This is a genomic window from Phyllobacterium sp. LjRoot231 (genome assembly GCF_964253365.1).
Classification (GTDB): domain Bacteria; phylum Pseudomonadota; class Alphaproteobacteria; order Rhizobiales; family Rhizobiaceae; genus Phyllobacterium.
In genome coordinates this window covers 194,722-215,072 of sequence record NZ_CAXUQT020000001.1, presented here as the reverse complement: position 1 = coordinate 215,072, position 20,351 = coordinate 194,722, and the positions used below count along the sequence as shown (strand labels likewise).

The following is a 20,351-nucleotide window of genomic DNA, read 5'->3' as shown; positions in this document are numbered from 1 at the left end:
GATTCGCCCAAGCTATGCTATAAGGACGGGCGCGCCAGTTCAGGCGTCAGGAAAGATTGAATTTTATATGAGTGATACACCCGAGATGACAGTCGAAGCCTCGCCGGAATACGGTGCGGAGTCCATCAAAGTCCTCAAGGGGTTGGATGCTGTACGCAAACGCCCTGGAATGTACATCGGTGATACGGATGACGGATCCGGCCTTCACCACATGGTCTACGAAGTCGTCGACAACGCCATCGACGAAGCGCTAGCGGGTCACGCGACGCGCGTCACCGTGACATTGAATCCCGATGGTTCGTGCACGGTGACCGACAATGGCCGCGGTATTCCGACCGATATGCACTCCGAAGGTGTTTCCGCAGCGGAAGTCATCATGACCCAGCTGCATGCGGGCGGTAAATTCGACCAGAACTCCTATAAGGTTTCCGGTGGTCTGCATGGCGTCGGTGTTTCCGTCGTCAATGCGCTGTCTGTCTGGCTCAAGCTGAAAATTCGCCGTCAGGGCAAAATCCACGAGATGAGCTTCACCCATGGCGTCGCCGATGCGCCTCTGAAGGTGACGGGCGATTCCGACGGTCTGACTGGAACGGAAGTTTCCTTCCTGCCATCGACCGACACGTTCACCATGGTCGAGTTCGATTTCAAGACACTCGAGCACCGGTTGCGCGAACTGGCTTTTCTGAATTCGGGTGTCCGCATCCTGCTCGCAGATCGCAGGCATGCCGATCCCGTCGATCTCGAGCTGTTCTACGAGGGCGGTTTGACCGCCTATGTGAAATATCTCGACCGCACCAAGAAAGAGCTTGTCAACGAGCCGATCTATATCCGCGGCGAGCGTGATGACACGACGGTGGAAGTCGCGATGTGGTGGAACGACAGCTACCACGAGAATGTGCTGTGCTTCACCAACAACATTCCGCAGCGCGATGGCGGCACGCACCTTGCCGGTTTCCGTGGTGCGCTGACACGTCAGATGACCGGCTATGCGGAAAACACCGGTCAAGCAAAGAAGGCCAAGGTTACGTTGACCGGCGACGACTGCCGTGAGGGTTTGACCGCAGTTCTTTCCGTCAAGGTTCCGGACCCGAAATTTTCCTCGCAGACCAAGGACAAGCTTGTTTCGTCCGAAGTGCGGGCGGTGGTTGAAAGCCTCGTCAACGAGGCGCTTTCGACATGGCTCGAAGAACATCCTGCAGAAGGTAAGGTCCTCGTCGACAAGGTCATTCAGGCCGCCTCCGCACGTGAGGCCGCCCGCAAGGCACGCGACATCACCCGCAAGAATTCGCTGAGCATCAGCTCGCTACCGGGCAAGCTTGCCGATTGCCAGGAGAAGGATCCGGCCAAATCGGAGATCTTCATCGTCGAAGGTGACAGCGCCGGTGGCTCTGCCAAGGGTGGTCGCTCGCGCCAGAACCAGGCGATCCTGCCGCTGCGTGGCAAGATCCTCAATGTCGAGCGCGTCAAGCTCGATCGCATGTTGTCATCCGATCAGATCGGCACTTTGATTCTGGCGCTTGGTACCAGCATCGGCAAGGACGAGTTCAATCCGGACAAGCTGCGCTATCACAAGATCATCATCATGACCGATGCTGACGTCGATGGCGCGCATATTCGCACATTGCTTTTGACCTTTTTCTTCCGCCAGATGCCTGAGCTGATCGAGCGTGGCCATATCTACATTGCGCAGCCGCCGCTCTATAAGGTCTCCCGCGGAAAATCCTCGCAATACATCAAGAACGAGGTCGCGTATGAGGAATTTCTGATCGATTCCGGGCTGGAAGAGGCCGCGCTGGAACTGGACTCGGGCGAAGTACGCACAGGCCCCGATTTGCGCTCCGTCATCACCGATGCGCTCGCCGTCCGTCATCTGCTGCAGGGCTTGAATACGCGCTATGACCGCGCGGTCGTTGAACAGGCGACGATTGCCGGTGCGCTAAACCCCGAAGCCATTTCCGACACAGTGAAAGCACAGGCGCTGGTGACTGAAGTCGCCGGCCGTCTCGACCTGATCGCCGAGGAAACCGAAAAGGGCTGGAGCGGCCGTCTGGCGACGCCGGATGACGGTGTCGATGGCTATGTCTTCGAGCGTTCGCTGCGCGGCGTCAAGGAAACTGTTACGCTCGACATGGCATTGATCGGCTCAGCCGATGCACGCCAGCTCGACCGCTACTCGGCGCGCCTGCACGACATCTATTCCAAGCCGCCGGTTCTGCGCCGCAAGGAAAAATCGGATTCCGTTGCCGGACCGATTGCGCTGTTAGAGGCTGTATTTGCCGCCGGGCGCAAAGGCCTGTCGCTGCAGCGCTACAAGGGTCTGGGCGAGATGAACGCCGATCAGCTCTGGGAAACGACGCTGGATCCCAACGCGCGCTCATTGCTGCAGGTCAAGGTCAACGACGCTACCGACGCCGACAGTCTGTTCTCAAGGCTGATGGGTGACGACGTCGAACCGCGCCGCGAGTTCATTCAGGATAATGCGCTGAGCGTGGCTAATCTGGATGTTTAGGGATTGACCGTTATTTGGACGGTTTATCCTGAGTGCTCCGTTTGTTCTTCGATCCACGGATTGATGACGGAAACACCCGCGGCGGCAAAGGCGCGGGTGTCGCGTGTAGCTACGGCAAATCCATTGGCCGTAGCTATCGCGGCAATTTGGCCGTCTGCAACTGCGATGGTGCGGCCTGATACGCGCGCGTGACTGACAAGGGGCGCATAGGCTTTGGCGGCGGCCTGGTCGAACGCTAATATACGTGGTCCAAAGAGATAGCTCATTAGGTCAGAGAGTGCGTTTTCCAGACCGTCTTTACGCTTGCCACCCGGCAAGATCGCTATGCCCAATAACAACTCGGCCAGACTTGTGGTTGTTAGATAAAGTGTTTCTGCTGCCTGCTTGTCGAGCCAAGCCAATACAGCAGCGCTGGCGTCTGATTTCATCGGTTCTGAAACGACATTTGTATCGAGTATGATCATTCAAACTTTGCCGGTTTAGCGGGAGTTCGGTCACGTTCGATGTCGAGGTCAAGACCGCCAAATCGACGGCCAAATGCGGCCAGCTCCGAACCCACTTTGATGCGATCCTTCGGACGGATCGCCTCCTCGAGTATCTCACGGATTTCCGCCTCGGTACTGCGTCCGTGCTGAGCTGCACGCAGCTTTAGCGCGCGGTGGGTTTCCTCTGGCAGATTTCTAACAGTGACAGCCGGCATGTTGATCGATCTCGTTGGATTTAGCGAGGATGATATCACATAGATGACTTTGATATCAATAGTCAGTCGCGAGATGGTGGCACATCTCATGAGTCACCGCCACGATCCACAGGTTGCACTGCTGCAAACGTAAGTCGCCACGACCCAGGGGCTTTTTATACTTTTGTACAACAACTCTCTTGCCTGTTCGCGGGCATCATGATCTTTTGTCGAAAAAGGGCCATGGGGCGCCACGGGGATTGATGAAACAATTACCCGGCGAACATGTGGTCTTTTTTCAAGTCAACCTGATCGGGAATTGAAATGCAGCCAGTCTTCGATGGTCACAACGATGTGCTTTACCGGTTGTGGAAACATTCGAAGGACGGCGCGGATCCGGTACAGGAATTCATCGAAGGCACCACTTCCGGCCACATCGACAAGATCAGGGCGCTCAAGGGCGGGCTGATCGGCGGGCTGTGCGCCATCTATGTTCCCTCCGGCGATCTTGCCTTCAAGGCGCCCGATGCCAATGGTCACTATTCGACGCCGCTTGCCGCACCGCTGGAGCGTGCGCCCTCCCTCGATATCGCGCTGGAAATGGCCTCGATCGCGCTGAAGCTGCAGCGCTTCGGCGGCTGGAAGCTCTGCCGCAGTACCGCCGAGATTACCGAGTGCATGCAAAAGGATATGTTCGCCGCGGTACTCCATATGGAGGGCTGCGAGGCGATTGGCGCCGATCTTGCCGCGCTCGATGTATTCTACGCTGCCGGCTTGCGTTCGCTGGGTCCGGTGTGGAGCCGCAACAACATCTTCGCCCACGGCGTGCCGTTCGCCTATCCGATGAGCCCGGATACAGGCCCCGGACTTACCGCGATTGGCGAAGAACTGGTCAAGACCTGCAATCGCCTCGGCATCCTCATCGATCTCGCGCATATCACTGAGAGGGGCTTCTGGGATGTGGCGCGGATCAGCGACCAGCCGCTCGTCGCCAGCCACTCCAATGTGCACGCGCTGACGCCTGTCGCGCGCAATCTGACTGACAAGCAGTTCGACGCCATACGCGAGAGCAAGGGGCTGGTCGGGCTCAACTATGCGGTTGCCATGCTGCGGCCCGACGCGCGGGAAAATGCCGATACGCCGCTGATCGATATGGTCCGCCACATCAACTATATGGTCAACCGTATGGGCATCGATTGCGTGGCCCTTGGTTCTGATTTCGATGGTGCTAAAATCCCCGGTGAAATTACCGATGCGAGCGGCAATCAGAATCTCGTCATGGCGCTGCGGGATGCCGGATATTCGGAAGACGACCTTGCAAAAATCTGCCGCGAAAACTGGCTGCGCGTGCTTCGCTCAGCTTGGCACGAAGAAAACTAAAAAGCTCAAATTGCTCATAAACAGGGAACCAGAACAATGTTGATGAACCAAATTAGCCCAAAATTCCGGCTTCTGCTCGGTAGCGCGGCGCTGTCCGCGATATTGCTTTCCGGCGTACCGGCATGGGCCGAAACGCCAGCCGATACGCTGGTTGAAGCCTTCGCCATCGATGACGTGATCACACTGGATCCGGCTGAAGCCTTCGAGCTCACCACGGGCGAAATCAACGGCAACACTTACGATAAGCTTGTGCGTCTCGATATCAACGATCCTTCGAAGGTCGTTGCCGATGTCGCCGAAAGCTGGACGGTTTCCGATGACGGCCTCACCTATACGTTCAAGTTGAAGCAGGGCCTGAAATTCGCATCGGGCAACCCGATCACTGCCGATGATGTCGCCTGGTCTTTCGAGCGCGCCGTCAAGCTCGACAAGAGCCCGGCGTTCATCCTGACCCAGTTCGGCCTGAAGCCGGACAATGTCACCGAAAAGGCCAAGGCGACCGATCCTTCGACCTTCGTTTTCACGGTCGATCAGCCCTATGCACCGAGCTTCGTCTTGAACTGTCTGACTGCAACAGTCGCCTCGGTTGTCGACAAGAAGCTGGTTTCCGACCATGTCGTCAATGACGATTTCGGCTGGGCTTGGCTGAAGACCGCCTATGCAGGTTCCGGTCCGATGAAGATCCGCGACTGGCGCGCCAATGAAATCATCGTGCTTGAGCGCAATGACAATTATTGGGGCACCAAGGCGCCGCTCATGCGCGTCATCTACCGGCACGTCAAGGAAAGCGCTGCGCAGCGCCTGCTGCTCGAGAAGGGCGACATCGACATCGCCCGCAATCTTGAGCCCAACGATCTGGAACAGGTCGTCAAGAACAAGGATATTGCGACGACAAATGCGCCGAAGGGTACGGTTTACTACATCAGCCTCAACCAGAAGAACCCAAATCTGGCCAAGCCAGGTGTGAGCGAAGCTCTGAAATATCTCGTCGATTACGATGCGATCGGCGAGAAGCTGATCAAGGGCATTGGCGAAATCCACCAGAGCTTCCTGCCAAAGGGTGTGCTCGGCGAACTTGACGAGAATCCGTACAAGCTCGATGTCGCCAAAGCCAAGGAATTGCTGGAGAAGGCAGGGCTGAAGGACGGCTTCTCCGTCACCATGGATGTGCGCAACAATCAGCCGGTGACGGGTATCGCCGAATCCGTGCAGCAGACATTCGCTCAGGGCGGTGTCAAGATGGAGATCATTCCGGGTGATGGTAAGCAGACGCTGACGAAGTACCGCGCCCGCACTCACGATATGTATATCGGTCAGTGGGGTGTCGATTATTGGGATCCGCACTCCAATGCGGACACCTTCACCAACAATCCGAACAATTCGGATGAGGGTACCAACAAGACACTGGCCTGGCGCAATGCCTGGGACGTGCCGGAACTGACCAAGGAAACCAAGGCTGCACTCCTGGAGCGCGACGGTGCCAAGCGCGCGCAGATGTATCAGGATCTGCAGAAAAAAGTTCTCGCAACGAGCCCCTTCATTCTGATTTTCCAGCAGATCGAGGTCTCGGGCTACCGTTCGAACCTCAAGGGCTTCAAGCTCGGACCGTCATTCGATACGAACTACGTCTTCAACATATCAAAGTGATCCGGGGTTCGTTCCGTTGACCAATCCCGACATGCAATGGGAGGCAAGGCGTTCCGGCGCCTGGGCTTCGAACTTCGCTTGGGCGGCCGGCAGATTCGTCCTGATCGGCATCATCACATTCCTTGGGCTGATTGCCGTTACATTCTTCATCGGCCGCGTCATCCCGATCGACCCGGCGCTGGCCATTGTCGGCGACCGGGCGCCGGCCCATGTGGTCGAACGGGTGCGTGAAGAACTCGGGCTGAACCTGCCGCTCTACCAGCAGTTCTTCATCTATGTGAAAGGCGTGCTGGAGGGCAATTTCGGCAACTCGGTTTTGACCACCAATCCCGTCATGCAGGATATAAGGCGCGTCTTCCCCGCCACCATGGAGCTTGCCACGTTCGGCACGCTTATCGGGGCGCTTTTCGGTGTGCCGCTTGGAGTGCTGGCAGCGGTGAAACGCGGCAGCATCATCGATCAAATCGTCCGCGTTATCGGACTTATCGGCTACTCCGTTCCCATCTTCTGGCTGGGAATGATCGGCCTTGTCGTGTTCTACGCCAAGCTTGGCTGGACCTCCGGCCCAGGCCGTATCGACGTCGTCTACGAATATACGTTCACGCCTATCACCGGTTTTTACCTGCTCGACGCGGTGCTGCAGCAGAACTGGGAAGCATTCTGGAATATTTTCAGCTTCATCATCCTGCCGGCCTCGCTGCTCGGCTATTTCTCGCTGGCCTATATCAGCCGGATGACGCGATCATTCATGCTCAATGAACTGGAGCAGGAATATATCGTCGCCGCGCGGGCGAAGGGGCTGTCGGAAACGCGCATCATCTGGGGCCACGCGCTGCGCAATGCGGCAGTGCCGCTGGTGACTGTGATCGCGCTGTCCTATGCCGGATTGCTCGAAGGCTCGGTACTGACCGAAACAGTATTTTCGTGGCCGGGGCTTGGCCTCTACATCACCAATTCGCTGCAGAATGCCGACATGAATGCGGTGCTTGGGGGTACCATCATCATCGGCACGGTCTTCATCGCCATCAACCTTTTGTCCGATCTCCTGTATCGGGCGCTTGACCCACGGACACGCGCACGATGACTGATCTTGCACGACCCCTAACGCGCCGCGAATGGCTGATGAGTGACCGGCCGCAATCGCGCATGCAGGCGCGGCTGGGGCGGGCCTATCTGGTCTGGAGCCGCTTCGCCAGCAACAAGCTTGCCGTTGTTGGCCTCGCCATTATCATTGCGCTTCTGCTTGTCGCCGCCTTTGCCGATGTGCTGGCACCGCATTCGCCGGTGATCGGCGATTTGCGCAATGCGCGCCTGCTACCACCGGGTGGCGAGTATCTGCTTGGCACCGATGATCAGGGACGCGATATTCTCTCGCGGTTGATCTATGGCTCGCGGCTGACGCTTTATGTGGTCATCCTCGTCGCCATCATTGCCGCACCGATCGGGCTTCTGGTCGGGACGATAGCCGGTTATGCCGGCGGCTGGGTCGACTCGATCCTGATGCGCATCACCGATATCTTCCTTGCCTTTCCGAAACTGATACTGGCGCTGGCCTTCGTCGCGGCGCTTGGACCCGGCATCGAAAACGCAGTCATCGCCATCGCGATCACCTCCTGGCCGCCCTATGCGCGTATCGCCCGCGCCGAAACACTGACCGTGCGCAATTCCGATTATATCGCTGCAGTGCGGCTGATGGGTGCGTCTCCGGCACGGATCGTGCTGCGCCATATCATGCCGCTCTGTCTTTCCTCGCTGATTGTGCGGGTAACGCTCGACATGGCGGGAATTATCCTGACTGCGGCGGGTCTTGGTTTCCTTGGCCTTGGTGCGCAGCCGCCATTGCCGGAGTGGGGCGCGATGATCGCCTCGGGCCGCCGTTTCATCATGGATCAGTGGTGGGTTGCGGCAGCACCGGGCTTTGCCATCCTGATCGTCAGCCTCGGTTTCAATCTGCTTGGCGATGGCCTGCGCGATGCGCTTGATCCGCGGGGGAGCGACCAATGAGCACGATGCTGACTGTCGAGAACCTGAGAGTTCAGTTTCCGACCCGTACCGGCACTGTCGATGCGGTGCGCGGCGTTTCGTTCACCCTCGGCCGCGAACGGCTTGGCATCGTCGGCGAATCCGGTTCGGGCAAGTCGCAGACCGGCCGCGCCATTATGGGATTGACGCCGCCGCATGCCAAAATCACTGCACAAAAGCTGAACTTCGATGGTATCGACCTGCTCGGCGCCTCGGTGAAGCAGCGGCGAAGCCTACGCGGCAATCGTATCGCCATGATCCTCCAGGACCCTAAATATTCGCTCAATCCGGTCATGAGCATCGGCCGGCAGATTGTCGAGACCCTCCGGACGCATGAAAAGGTCAGCAAGACCGAGGCACGAAAACGTGCGCTCGACATGCTTGCCGCGGTACAAATCCGCGATGCAGAGCGTGTCTATGATTTGCATCCACATGAGGTTTCCGGTGGCATGGGTCAGCGCGCCATGATTGCCATGATGCTGATCACCGGGCCGGAACTGCTGATCGCCGACGAGCCGACCTCGGCGCTGGATGTTACCGTGCAACTCGACGTGCTGCGGATTCTCGACAATCTGGTGCGTGATCGCGGCATGGGGCTGATCTTCATTTCGCATGATTTGCGGCTGGTCTCATCGTTTTGCGACCGCGTCATCGTGATGTATGCAGGACGGATCGTTGAGGAGATTGCCGCAACCGATCTGCACAACGCCAGGCACCCCTATACCCAAGGCCTGCTCAATTGCATGCCGCAGATCGGCGCTGACCGGCATCCGCTGCCGGTGCTCGATCGCAAGCCGGAGTGGGCCGCATGACACCATCCCGCTCCAAGGCATTGGTCATTGAAAAGCTTGAAGTGAAATTCGACCGCTTTCTCGCCTTGCGCGGTGTCAGCCTCGATGTGGCGCCGGGCGAATCTTTTGGTCTTGTCGGCGAATCCGGTTCGGGAAAATCCACATTGCTGCGTGCCGTCGCAGGTCTGGCTCCGGTCAGCGGCGGGACAATCACAGTCAACGGCAAGACGCTGGGCTCGTCGCGCACCAAGGCATTTTACCGCGAAGTGCAAATGGTGTTCCAGGACCCGTACGGTTCGCTGCACCCGCGCCAGACGGTGGACCGGCTATTGCTGGAACCACTGGTAATCCATGGCTTCAGCGATATTGAAAAGCGTATCCTGCGCGCACTCGACGAAGTGGGCCTGGGATCGAGCTTCCGCTTCCGTTATTCGCACCAGCTTTCCGGTGGTCAACGCCAGCGCGTCGCCATTGCCCGGGCGCTGATCCTGGAACCGTCAATCCTGCTGCTCGATGAGCCGACATCGGCGCTCGATGCCTCGGTGCAGGCGGAGGTGCTGAACCTGCTCGAACAGATTCGACGCGACCGCAAGCTCACGTTTCTCATGGTCAGCCATGACCTCGCCGTCGTCACCCACATGTGCGACCGGCTGATGGTCATGCAGAACGGTGCGGAGGTGGAGCGCCTCACCGCTTCCGAACTAGCAAAACGCAAGGTCACACAGGAATACACGCGTAATCTGCTTGTCGCGAGCCAAGGCTTCGTGCGGCCGGATATTCAGCCCGAGCGTTAACGATATTCATCTGTTTTTTACCATTCCAGCAACGATTTCGCGCAATTCGTGCTGCCGGAGCATGATCGTGAAAATGTGAATGAATTTACTAAGCAGGAATTTACGCCGGAGATTCAAAGGTCCACGTAACGACGGAGTGGGCCAATGAAAAAATTTACAAAATTCCTGAAAGATAGCAGCGGGGCAACTGCGGTGACCTTCGGATTGCTGCTCGTACCCCTTATGGGCATGACCGGGCTTGCGGTCGATTATAGCGTCGCGAGCAATGAACGTTCGAAATTGCAGAACGCTGCCGATGCCGCTGCGCTGGCCGGCGCTTCGATCTTTACCGGCCCAAACTCGGCAGCCGCGGAAGCGCTTGCGCGCGCCTACCTCAAAGCTAATCTGGGCGAAGAAGCTGCGAATGCTGTTACGATCAATTTCAAGGCGGAAAAGCAGCAAGTGACCGTCACACTCGGTGGCCAAACCAATACAACGTTCATGCGTGTGTTGAACAAGGACTCGCTTCCAATCGAGGTCACTTCTATAGCATTGGCGCCGCTGAAACCATCCAGCGCCACTATCACTATAGATAAAGTTACGGGCTACTGGTTTAAACGTGTCTCGATTGTTGTCAAAAGGAACGGCCAGAAGTTTGTGGTTGGTACGATCACCTACACTGCAGCGGATCACAACGGCGCGGGCGGTCTTGGTTCCGGCGTGACCAATCCGCCGATATCAGTTGCGACAAAATACGACCTTGGGGAATATGACAAGAATTCGTTGTACTTGCAGATGGACATTAAGAATGACGGTTGTGATGTCGGCTATAGGAATACATCGACAACGAACAAGGTCGTGTGCAAGACAAGCACGAAGTCCGCAGACGCGGCGTATAATTCGACGCTACGCACCAATGATCCCAGCACCTATAATAACCTGTTTGTCGATGGAAAACGATTGACGACTACCTCTGGAAATCCGCTCGACAACCTGTTGGATTGCGATCAGAAGGAGCACGAACATTGGTGGGAAGATGGTGGCAGCCCTTCCAACGTCGTTGAGCCGGACTTTCTGTATAGGGTAAAATCCGAATGCAAATCGGTCGATGGTGAACTTGTTCGTCTGACTCACTAACTGGATAACAATCCGGCGGCGCAATTGACTTTGTCCTTGCGCCGCTCCATCATGACTTCATTCCGAGGGGGGCACTGTACAGTGCTGAGATAGCGTCGAGCTGGACCCTTGAACCTGATCCGGGTTATGCCGGCGTAGGAACGGGAATTGAGCCTTCTTCGCGCACCCCAAACCTTGTCTTCGCACATATCCGGATCTCCAACCATTCATGATGGAGTCCAGACTGTGCCCGTTGCCCCGAAATACCTCCCGCAAAAACTGTAGTGGCGTGAACAGCGCCATGCGTCTGGTTCTGCAGATAGCCACAGCTTTGCTGGCCGTGGTCCTGTGCTGGCAAGTGATCGTCTGGGTGATGGCGCCGCCGCGTTTCATCCTGCCGGGGCCATTGACGGTGATCGCCACACTGGTCGAAGAGCAGCACTATCTGCTGACAAATGCGGCAATCACCTTGGTCGAAATCATTCTTGGGCTGATGTTCGGTGCGCTGGCCGGCATCCTCACTGCGCTTCTCGTCAGTGCTGTGCCGGGCTTCCGGCAAATCGTCTGGCCGCTCATGCTGGTGTTGCAGGCACTACCGGTTTTTGCCATCGCACCGCTGCTGGTCCTGTGGTTCGGCTTTGGCCTTGCCTCCAAGGTCGTCATGGCCAGCCTGATCATCTTCTTTCCCGTCGCCTCGGCCTTCGCCGATGGCCTGCAGCGCACCAATCAGGATCTGCTCGACGCGGCAGCGCTGACGCAGGCATCACCGCTCGCGACACTGTTCCTCGTACGCGTACCCAGCGCCTTGCCAGGCCTTGGGTCCGGCTTGCGCGTGGCTGCCGTCTTCGCGCCAATCGGCGCCGTCATCGGTGAATGGGTGGGTTCTTCGCGCGGCCTTGGCTTTGTCATGCTGCAGGCCAATGCCCGCATGCAGACGGACACGCTATTCGCCGCCCTCATCATCCTCGCAACGCTGACCATTGTCGTGCGCTTCCTCGTCGATGCGCTGGCGAAGCGGCTGACACCATGGGCGCGCGAAGGATGAACCAGTTCAATGACTTATTGCACAGAAAAGGATCTTCGATGTTTCGTATTCGCTCTCTGATGTTCATGATAGGCCTCGCTGTCTTCGGCTCCGCCATGGCCGGCCAGGCCATGGCGGCCGACAAGCTGACTGTGCTTCTGGAATGGTTCGTCAATCCCGACCATGCACCGCTGGTCATCGCTAAAGAGAAGGGTTACTTCGCCGACGCCGGTCTCGATGTCGAGCTGATCCCGCCCGCTGACCCGGCAGCGCCGCCACGGCTGGTTGCGGCGAAGCAGGCGGACATCGCCATCCATTATCAGCCGACCCTTTTTCTCGACCATGATGAGGGCCTGCCGCTGGTGCGATTCGGAACGCTTGTCGAAACGCCGCTCAATACGGTGATGACGCTTGCCGACGGGCCAATCAAAAGTTTGAAGGATTTGAAAGGCAAGAAGGTTGGCTTCTCGGTCGCCGGCTTCGAAGACGCGATGCTGGGCGCCATGTTGAAAGCGGAGGGCCTGTCGACCAAGGATGTCGAGTTGATCAATGTCAACTTTGCCCTCTCCACCTCGCTGATTTCCAGGCAGGTGGATGCGACGGTCGGCGCCTATCGCAATTTCGAGCTGACGCAGATGGCGCAGGAAGGACACAAGGGCCTCGCCTTCTTTCCGGAAGAACATGGCGTACCGCCCTATGACGAACTGATTTTCGTCACCCATCCGGATTTGCTGAAGGACGATCGGCTGAAGCGCTTTCTCGGCGCGGTGGAGAAGGGGGCAATCTATCTGACCAATCATCCGGATGAATCCTGGCAGCTGTTCATCAAGGCCTATCCGGACCTCGATAATCCGCTGAACAAACAGGCCTGGATCGATACGCTGCCGCGCTTTGCCAAGCGTCCGGCGGCGCTCGATCGCGGCCGCTACGAGCGGTTCGGGGTCTTCATGCACGATGCCGGGCTGATCAAGAACGTGGCCAAGATCGAAGACATCGCTGTCGAGCTACCGTGACAATCACAAATGCAAACGCCCACTCAAAGAGAGAAAAAATGCCAAAAGTAGATTACCGGCTGAATGCCATTGTCGATTTCGATGCTATCGGAGGCGGCAAGGATCTGGGGCAGCTTGCCCTTGCTGCGGCGCGAGGTGGCGCAACGATCATCCAGTACCGTGACAAGAACTCGCCGACGCGCCTTATGGTCGAACGGGCACGAGCTGTCCATGCGGCGCTGAAGGGAACAGGCGTGCCACTTGTGGTCAATGACCGTATCGATGTGGCGCTTGCCGCTGGCGTCGAGGGCGTGCATGTCGGCCGCAAGGACATGCTTGTGGCGGATGCGCGCCGGCTGCTCGGACCGCACGCGATCATCGGCCTGACGGTCAAGAACGAGGCCGATGCTCAAGCGGCCATCGAGGCCGATATCGACTATGCCTGCATCGGCGGCCTGTTCGAAACACCGGCCAAGCACAATCTCGAACCTATCGGCTTCGAAGGGTTCAGCCGTCTGGCGCCGATCATTCGCAAGGTGAAGCCAGACCTGCCGATCGGCGCAATCGCAGGCATCGATCTTGCGCGAACGCCGCCTGCCATTGCTGCCGGAGCCGATGGTGTGGCGGTGATTTCGGCGATCTTCCGGCAGGGAGATCCGCAAGGCGCGACCGCTGCATTGCTGGCGGCAGTCGATGCCTCGCTGAAGGAACGGGCATGACCGCAATCGCATTGACCATTGCCGGCTCCGACAGCGGCGGCGGGGCTGGCATCCAGGCTGATTTGAAGACGTTCTCGGCGCTTGGCGTTTATGGCACAAGCGTTTTGACGGCGATCACCGCGCAGAATACACGCGGGGTGACCGCCATCGAAAACCTTTCGCCTGGCATTGTCCGCGCGCAGATCGATGCTGTCCTGTCGGATATCGACGTGCAGGCGATCAAAATCGGGATGGTCGGCGTGGTCGAGACGATCGAGACAATCGCCGACGCGCTGGAGCACTGGAACCGCAGGGTGGTGCTGGACCCGGTTATGGTCGCGACATCGGGCGACCGCCTGTTGCAGCCAGAGTCTATTGAAGCATTGCGGCAGCTTCTTCTGCCGCGCGCCCTGGTGCTGACACCCAATCTGCCGGAAGCGGCATTGCTGACGGGTGAGTCTATCGCCGAGGACGAAGCGCAGATGGCCCGGCAGGCAGAGAAATTGCTCGCGCTTGGGCCTTCATCTGTGCTGATCAAAGGCGGCCATGCGAAAGCCGAGATGAGCACGGATCTGCTGTTCGATGGGGTGACGATGCAGCGTTTTTCAAGCCCTCGTATCATAACGAAACATGATCACGGAACTGGCTGCACGCTGGCGGCGGCGATTGCCGCCGGATTAGCCAAAGGCCTGGGTTTACGTGAGGCTGTGGGTGATGCGAAGGATTATCTGACAGCGGCAATTGCCGCGGCCGAAACGCTCAAAGTGGGGCAGGGACGCGGACCGGTGCACCATTTCCACCGCTGGTGGGCGGCGTGACCGTGGTCATCAGCTCGGGCCGCTCGAACGGCAGAGGAACCGTGGAGGGAAGCACGACCCGCTCGTCGGCGTAGGCAAGCTGCGCGGGTGCGGTAATCGCGGTCGTTTGCATCATTGGCGCAGGTGCGGTCGTGGTTTGAGCGGGAGTGAGGGCGGCGGCAACTACAGGAGCGGGCTCGGCGGGCGTAGAGGCTGGTTCCAGGACGTCCAGCATGCCCTTGCGCTTGGCCTGAAAGTAATAGCCGCGCGAATAGAGCCGCACAGCCTGATCGGGATTGTAGTCGGCGACCTTGTAGGCACCCGCCAGATATTTCACGCCATATTTTAGGTTGGTCTCGGCATCGAGCAGTTCCTTGGCGCTGCCGCCATGCCCCATGCCACGCGCCGTGGCCGGCAGCATCTGCATCAGGCCCCAATAGGGACCGTTGCGGGCTGCGGGGTTGAACCTGCTTTCGCGCTGGACGACGCGGCGCACCAGCGATTCCGGAACGGCATAGGCGACGGAATATTTCGAGATCAGCCCATCGACGGATTTGTCCGAGGATTTCGGCCCTGGTTTTACTTCAGTGCTGGCTAGACGAGGGGACGGCTCGGGAAGTGGGATGGATGCTGCACTGGGCAATTTCGGGTCGGCTGTCGTGCAGGCGCCGAGTACCAAAGCAAGGCTCAGGCAGGCGAAGGCGCGCGGCAATCGAATATCAAGCAGCATTTGTCACCGATAGGACGAGGCAGATGTCGACTTCTCATAGCTTGTTCGCAGGGGGATGGGGCAATCACTTTCCATTGCAGGTTGTTACAGTGAGGGAAGGTCCCAGCGTGATCGACCGCCTTGACTCCAACATATATACCAATGTATCAGTTGTATATTGGTAAGGCCAGTTTACCAGTCGGGTGCGGAAAGGGAGAGCCGTGCGGGGAGGATCAATGTTCGCAACCATTCAGCCACGCCGGCTCTACCGGCAAGTGGCAGACCAGATCCGCACGCTGATCGAGAACGGCGAGTTTGCCGTTGGCGAGCGGCTGCCCGGTGAGCGCGAACTTGCCGAAAAGCTTGGCGTTTCCCGTCCGACCATCCGTGAAGCACTGATTGCGCTCGAGGTCGAAGGGTTTGTCCATATCCGCATGGGCTCCGGTATTTACGTTACACGGCAACGTGAAAAACCCGTCCTGGCGCCTGCCGAAGACCTGGAGGGGCCGTTCGAACTCCTGCGGGCGCGTTCGCTCATCGAATGCGCTATCGCCGAAGAAGCCGCGAAGGTCGTGACGCCGGATCATATTGAGGCCATGGACGCGGTCCTGACCAGGATGGCGCAAACATTCAATAATCCGCTTACATCCATTGCGCTCGACCGGACATTTCACACGACGATTGCGGGTATCATCGAAAACTCAGCGCTCAACCGCTTTGTCGGCGAGCTCTTCGATCAGCGCATGACACCCTATTTCGAGAAACTGGCCAGCTATTTCGAAAGCCCCGCCTCATGGCGGGAGGCATTCGAGGAACATAGGGCCATACGCGATGCCATCGCTTCAGGCGATCCGGCGCGTGCCAAATCAGCGATGCAGTTTCACCTGATGCAATCGCAGTTGAGATTTTCCAGAAGCTTCGATGAGGAACTGGAAAGTGAGAGGGGCCATCCTGCGGGAGGCCGGAGCAGAAGTACCAAGGTCTGAATTCAATCTGGGAGGAGAATGACGTGAAGATCAAACTGACGACAATACTGGGGGCGGTTGCCGCTCTCGCACTATCGGCCGTTGCGGCGCAGGCGCAGACCACGCTGAAGTGGGCGCATGTGTACGAAACCTCGGAGCCATTCCATACGGAATCCGTCTGGGCAGCCGAAGAAATCGCCAAGCGTACCAATGGCCGCTACAAGATCGACGTTTTCCCGGCATCGCAACTGGGCAAGGAAGCCGACATCAACCAGGGATTGAAGCTCGGCACGGTCGATATCATCATTTCCGGTTCGAGCTTTGCCGCCCGTGATTTCAAACCGATCGGCGTTACGTATTTCCCCTATATCTTCCGCGGACCGGAACATCTGATTGCCTATACGAAGAGCGACGTGTTCAAGCGTCTTGCTGCGGGCTACGAAGAAAAGACCGGCAATCATATCGCCGCCGTCAGCTATTACGGTACCCGCCAGACCACATCCAACAAGCCCATCGCCAAGTGCTCGGATATGCAGGGCCTGAAAATCCGTGTGCCGGACGTGCCCGCTTATCTCGCCATGCCGCGTGCCTGCGGCGCCAATACGACGCCGATCGCCTTTGCCGAAGTCTATCTCGCGCTGCAGAACGGCACGGTCGAGGCGCAGGAAAACCCGCTGACCACTATCGAGGCCAAGAAGTTCTTCGAAGTGCAAAAGAACATCATCTTGACCGGCCATATCGTCGATCATCTCAATACGGTGGTCTCCAAGCAGCTCTGGTCCAGCCTTTCCGATGAAGACAAGAAAATCTTCGGCGAGGTGATGCAGGAGGCAGCCGAAAAGACGACGAAGATCATCGAGGACAAAGAAAAGGCGTTGGTCTCCAGCTTCAAAGAGCGCGGTCTGAACGTCACGGACGTCGACAAGACCGACTTCGAAAAGAATGTCGTGGAAAAGGTGAAGTTCGAGGACTTCGGCTACGAGAAGTCCGACTGGGAAGCCATTCGCGCTATCAAGGAATGAATGATGCTGGCCGGGCATCTGCCCGGCCACATCATCCCGATGACGCCTGACGACCGGAGACACCCGATGTCAAATGAAGTTCACACACAGATCACCGCCGAGGAAATCGCCCATTCCTTCGAGGAAGCGGCGCCTGTGGCAAATGTTGAGGATTACGCAATTGAAGACTGGCTGACGCTTATCATCTTCTGGCTGATGACGGGATGCGTCTTTCTGCAGTTCTTCACGCGCTACATCATGAACGACAGCTATGCCTGGACCGAGGAGATCGCCATCAATTGCCTGATCGGCGTGGTATTTCTCGGCTCGGTCATGTGCGTGCGTGTCTCGCGGCATATCCAGGTGGATGTGCTCTACCACTACCTGCCGGCCGGTGTAGCGCGCATCCTGTCGAATTTCGTCGATATCGTGCGCATCGGCTTCTTCGTCTATGGCGTCTGGTTGATGTGGCGGTATGTCGACATCGTTGCCGATGAGCGCATGGTCACGGTCGACCTCCCGCGCAACATCGTTTTCTACAGCGTGCTCGTGGCATTCATATTGATGCTGTTCCGCTCGCTCCAGGTTTTCATCAGCAATATTCGCCGCGGCTATTCCGTCCTGGAACGTCCCGAAGAATTCCAGAAGATCGAGGACTGATTCATGTTATTGCTCGTCGGAACTTTCCTTGTCCTCATGCTTGTTGGCGTGCCGGTGGCCATTTCCATGGCCGCGGCGTCGGTGCTCTATCTCGTCTTCTTCGGCGTTGCCCCCGATATTATCGTCGCACAGCGCATGATCGCCGGTGTCGAGAGCTTCCCGCTTCTCGCCGTGCCCTTCTTTATTCTGGCCGGCAATCTCATGAATTCCGCCGGTGTCACGGGACGTATCTATTCGTTCGCCGTGTCTCTGGTCGGCTGGATGAAGGGCGGTCTGGCGCAGGTCAACATCATCGGCTCGGTCATTTTTTCCGGCATGTCGGGAACTGCACTCGCCGACGCCGCAGGTATCGGCACCATCGAGATCAAGGCAATGAAGGATCATGGCTACCCCGTCGAGGCGGCGGTTGGCGTGACCGCAGCCTCCGCAACGCTTGGCCCGATCTTCCCGCCTTCGCTGCCCTTCGTCATTTACGGCATGATGGCCAACGTCTCCATCGGCGCCCTGTTTATGGCCGGCATCCTGCCGGGCGTGGTGATGACAGTGCTGATGATGATCACCGTCGCCATTTTCGCCTATGTGAAACGATGGGGTTCCGATGCGCCATTCGAAATGAAGCAGCTTCTGGAAGCCTCGCTTGAAATCATCGTCGTGGCCTGCGTTCCCGTGGTCATCTATCTTCTGACGCTGACGGGCTTGTCAATCAACGCTTCGGTGGGCATTGCACTTGTCCTCTTGCTGGCAGCTGACTGGTATTTCGACTTCTCCGCCGTCATGGCTTTGATGACGCCGGTTATTCTCATCGGCGGTATGACCATGGGCTGGTTCACGCCGACGGAAGCGGCCGTTGCCGCCGTGCTGTGGTCGCTGTTCCTCGGGCTTGTGCGTTATCGCACGATGACATTGCCCAGCCTTGCCAAGGCCAGTTTCGATACGATCGAGACCACAGCTTCAGTACTCTTCATCGTGACGGCGGCTTCGGTCTTCGCGTGGCTTCTGACTGTGAGCCAGGCGGCGCAGCTTCTGTCGACGGCCATTCTTTCGATCACCGAGAACAAATGGGTGTTCCTGATCCTGGTCAATCTGCTGATGCTGTTTGTTGGCTGTTTCCTCGATACGATCGCCGCCATCACCATCCTTGTGCCGATCCTGTTGCCGCTCGTGCTTAAATTTGGCATCGATCCGGTGCATTTCGGCTTGATCATGACGCTGAACCTGATGATTGGCCTGCTGCATCCGCCGCTTGGCATGGTATTGTTCGTGTTGTCGCGCGTTGCGAAGCTCTCGGTCGAACGCACCACCATGGCAATCGTGCCTTGGCTCGTTCCGCTGTTCATCGCCCTGATCGCCATCACCTTCATTCCGGCGATCACCCTTTGGCTTCCAATGCAGTTGGGATTGATCAAATGAGTAGTAAAGCTATAGCCGCAACCCTCTTCGCCGCGGAGGATCTTCGCGTCGTTGATGTCGAACTCGGAGATCTGGCGCCGAACATGGTGCGGGTCAGGTTTGGTGCCGGGGGCATCTGCGGCTCCGACATGCACTATTTCCGCCATGCGAGAACCGGTGATTTCGTCGTCACATCGCCGCTGATCCTTGGTCATGAGGTGGCCGGCGAGATCGTCGAGATCGGTAGCAATGTGACCGGATTGGCGGTTGGCGAGCGGGTTGCGGTCAATCCGTCCCGCTGGTGCGAACAGTGCGCCTATTGCCACGAGGGTCGCGCCAACCTTTGCGAGAACATCTATTTCATGGGCTCGGCCTCCAAGACCCCACATATGCAGGGGGGCTTTGCCAGCCTGTTCGATGCGACGGCGGCGCAATGCGTCAGGGTGCCTGCGGAACTGCCCTATCAGGCGGCGGCGCTGGCCGAACCACTGGCGGTCTGTCTGCATGCGGTGCGCCGTGCCGGACACGTCAAGGGCGCCTCGACTATCATCTTTGGCTCTGGCCCCATCGGTCTTCTAACCATGCTGGCCCTCAAACATGCTGGCGCGGGATCAGTCGCTATGGTCGACGTTGCCGCCGCACCATTGAAATTTGCCGAGGAGCTTGGCGCGGACCAGACAGTTGACCTGTCGCAAGGCGAGGAGCAGCTGGCGGAGCTCGCAGCAGCTACGCCTTATGACATCGCCTTCGAAATCTCCGGAACTGCAGCGGGACTAGCCTCAGCCATTCGCACGGTTCGCCGCGGTGGTACGGTGGTGCAGGTCGGCAATCTTGCCGGAGGCTCGATCCCCGTTCCTGCCAATGCTGTGATGTCGAAGGAGCTCGACCTGATCGGGACATTCCGCTTTGGCGAGGAGTTTTTCGAGGCTGTCGAACTGATCGTCGAGGGCAAGATCGATGTGCTGCAGCTGGTGACGGGCGAATACACGCTGGCCGATGCGCCGGAGGCGTTTCGTATGGCTCTGGACCGCTCGCGCAGCGTCAAGGTGGTGTTGACTGCGTAGCACGCGACAATTTGCTGTAGGAGACTTCGCTTGGCCGATGCGCTCAAATCGGCTAACAAGCGCGGACTAAGCTGAATTATTAACCTCTCCTGCGCTAGACATCTGCTCTTTCGCATAAGCATTATGTCCGGAAAT

Annotated in this window: 20 protein-coding genes and 1 riboswitch; of the genes, 17 read left to right on the top strand and 3 right to left on the bottom strand. The window is 58.0% G+C overall.

The features are described 5' to 3' along the window. The first annotated feature begins 67 nt into the window (after positions 1 to 67). Entirely contained in the window at positions 68 to 2,509 is a 2,442-nt protein-coding gene (gyrB, locus tag ACSQ3H_RS01045) for a DNA topoisomerase (ATP-hydrolyzing) subunit B (protein ID WP_436115319.1), read from the top strand. A 23-nt stretch (positions 2,510 to 2,532) separates the two neighbouring features. On the opposite strand, the gene ACSQ3H_RS01040 is transcribed toward gyrB, so the two are convergent. Then, complete coding sequence (locus tag ACSQ3H_RS01040; RefSeq protein WP_436115318.1) at positions 2,533 to 2,973, bottom strand: type II toxin-antitoxin system VapC family toxin; 441 nt, start codon at positions 2,971 to 2,973, stop codon at positions 2,533 to 2,535. Next, complete coding sequence (locus ACSQ3H_RS01035; RefSeq protein WP_436115317.1) at positions 2,970 to 3,209, bottom strand: FitA-like ribbon-helix-helix domain-containing protein; 240 nt, start codon at positions 3,207 to 3,209, stop codon at positions 2,970 to 2,972. The genes ACSQ3H_RS01040 and ACSQ3H_RS01035 overlap by 4 nt, the downstream gene beginning before the upstream one ends. Before the next feature lie 303 nt (positions 3,210 to 3,512). Here ACSQ3H_RS01035 and ACSQ3H_RS01030 point away from each other — a divergent pair, with 303 nt between their 5' ends. The 11 genes from ACSQ3H_RS01030 (at position 3,513) to thiD (ending at position 14,449) form a co-directional block, all read left to right on the top strand. Then, positions 3,513 to 4,568, top strand: a complete 1,056-nt coding sequence (locus tag ACSQ3H_RS01030) for a dipeptidase (protein WP_436115316.1) — start codon at positions 3,513 to 3,515, stop codon at positions 4,566 to 4,568. 36 nt (positions 4,569 to 4,604) lie between these two features. Continuing rightward, on the top strand, positions 4,605 to 6,215 hold the full coding sequence (locus tag ACSQ3H_RS01025; protein WP_436115315.1) for an ABC transporter substrate-binding protein: 1,611 nt from the start codon (positions 4,605 to 4,607) through the stop codon (positions 6,213 to 6,215). 31 nt (positions 6,216 to 6,246) lie between these two features. Further along, the gene (locus ACSQ3H_RS01020) at positions 6,247 to 7,299 is read left to right on the top strand and encodes an ABC transporter permease (RefSeq protein ID WP_436119307.1); all 1,053 of its coding nucleotides are present in this window, start codon (positions 6,247 to 6,249) and stop codon (positions 7,297 to 7,299) included. Next, a complete protein-coding gene (gene nikC / locus ACSQ3H_RS01015) occupies positions 7,296 to 8,219 on the top strand; it encodes a nickel transporter permease (RefSeq protein WP_436115314.1) in 924 nt (307 codons plus the stop codon). Before ACSQ3H_RS01020 ends, nikC begins: the two co-directional genes overlap by 4 nt. Beyond that, positions 8,216 to 9,049, top strand: coding sequence for an ABC transporter ATP-binding protein (locus ACSQ3H_RS01010; protein ID WP_436115313.1), 834 nt, complete (start codon positions 8,216 to 8,218; stop codon positions 9,047 to 9,049). The genes nikC and ACSQ3H_RS01010 overlap by 4 nt, the downstream gene beginning before the upstream one ends. Continuing rightward, complete coding sequence (locus tag ACSQ3H_RS01005; protein WP_436115312.1) at positions 9,046 to 9,822, top strand: ABC transporter ATP-binding protein; 777 nt, start codon at positions 9,046 to 9,048, stop codon at positions 9,820 to 9,822. The genes ACSQ3H_RS01010 and ACSQ3H_RS01005 overlap by 4 nt, the downstream gene beginning before the upstream one ends. A 144-nt stretch (positions 9,823 to 9,966) precedes the next feature. Beyond that, positions 9,967 to 10,938, top strand: a complete 972-nt coding sequence (locus tag ACSQ3H_RS01000; RefSeq protein WP_436115311.1) for a TadE/TadG family type IV pilus assembly protein — start codon at positions 9,967 to 9,969, stop codon at positions 10,936 to 10,938. Between the two features lie 55 nt (positions 10,939 to 10,993). Beyond that, a riboswitch (TPP riboswitch) is annotated at positions 10,994 to 11,096 on the top strand. Between the two features lie 122 nt (positions 11,097 to 11,218). Next, positions 11,219 to 11,962 (top strand): ABC transporter permease, encoded by a 744-nt coding sequence (locus ACSQ3H_RS00995; RefSeq protein ID WP_436115310.1) that lies wholly within the window; start codon positions 11,219 to 11,221, stop codon positions 11,960 to 11,962. A gap of 65 nt (positions 11,963 to 12,027) precedes the next feature. Continuing rightward, positions 12,028 to 12,954, top strand: coding sequence for an ABC transporter substrate-binding protein (locus ACSQ3H_RS00990; protein ID WP_436119306.1), 927 nt, complete (start codon positions 12,028 to 12,030; stop codon positions 12,952 to 12,954). 38 nt (positions 12,955 to 12,992) lie between these two features. Beyond that, entirely contained in the window at positions 12,993 to 13,652 is a 660-nt protein-coding gene (thiE, locus tag ACSQ3H_RS00985) for a thiamine phosphate synthase (protein WP_436115309.1), read from the top strand. After that, positions 13,649 to 14,449, top strand: a complete 801-nt coding sequence (gene thiD / locus ACSQ3H_RS00980) for a bifunctional hydroxymethylpyrimidine kinase/phosphomethylpyrimidine kinase (RefSeq protein ID WP_436115308.1) — start codon at positions 13,649 to 13,651, stop codon at positions 14,447 to 14,449. Before thiE ends, thiD begins: the two co-directional genes overlap by 4 nt. Here the strand turns inward: thiD and ACSQ3H_RS00975 are convergent. Next, complete coding sequence (locus ACSQ3H_RS00975) at positions 14,391 to 15,158, bottom strand: transglycosylase SLT domain-containing protein (protein WP_436115307.1); 768 nt, start codon at positions 15,156 to 15,158, stop codon at positions 14,391 to 14,393. The two genes, thiD and ACSQ3H_RS00975, sit on opposite strands and share 59 nt — an antisense overlap. A 215-nt stretch (positions 15,159 to 15,373) precedes the next feature. On the opposite strand from ACSQ3H_RS00975, the gene ACSQ3H_RS00970 reads away from it, so the two are divergent. The 5 genes from ACSQ3H_RS00970 (at position 15,374) to ACSQ3H_RS00950 (ending at position 20,216) form a co-directional block, all read left to right on the top strand. After that, positions 15,374 to 16,123, top strand: coding sequence for a FadR/GntR family transcriptional regulator (locus tag ACSQ3H_RS00970; protein WP_436115306.1), 750 nt, complete (start codon positions 15,374 to 15,376; stop codon positions 16,121 to 16,123). Between the two features lie 23 nt (positions 16,124 to 16,146). After that, on the top strand, positions 16,147 to 17,124 hold the full coding sequence (locus tag ACSQ3H_RS00965; protein WP_436115305.1) for a sialic acid TRAP transporter substrate-binding protein SiaP: 978 nt from the start codon (positions 16,147 to 16,149) through the stop codon (positions 17,122 to 17,124). 66 nt (positions 17,125 to 17,190) lie between these two features. Beyond that, positions 17,191 to 17,763 carry a TRAP transporter small permease gene (locus ACSQ3H_RS00960; protein WP_436115304.1) on the top strand — a complete coding sequence of 191 codons (573 nt, stop codon included), beginning with the start codon at positions 17,191 to 17,193 and terminating at the stop codon, positions 17,761 to 17,763. Positions 17,764 to 17,766: 3 nt separating this feature from the next. Further along, entirely contained in the window at positions 17,767 to 19,173 is a 1,407-nt protein-coding gene (locus ACSQ3H_RS00955) for a TRAP transporter large permease (RefSeq protein WP_436115303.1), read from the top strand. Next, positions 19,170 to 20,216, top strand: a complete 1,047-nt coding sequence (locus ACSQ3H_RS00950; RefSeq protein WP_436115302.1) for an L-idonate 5-dehydrogenase — start codon at positions 19,170 to 19,172, stop codon at positions 20,214 to 20,216. The genes ACSQ3H_RS00955 and ACSQ3H_RS00950 overlap by 4 nt, the downstream gene beginning before the upstream one ends. Positions 20,217 to 20,351: the final 135 nt, after the last annotated feature.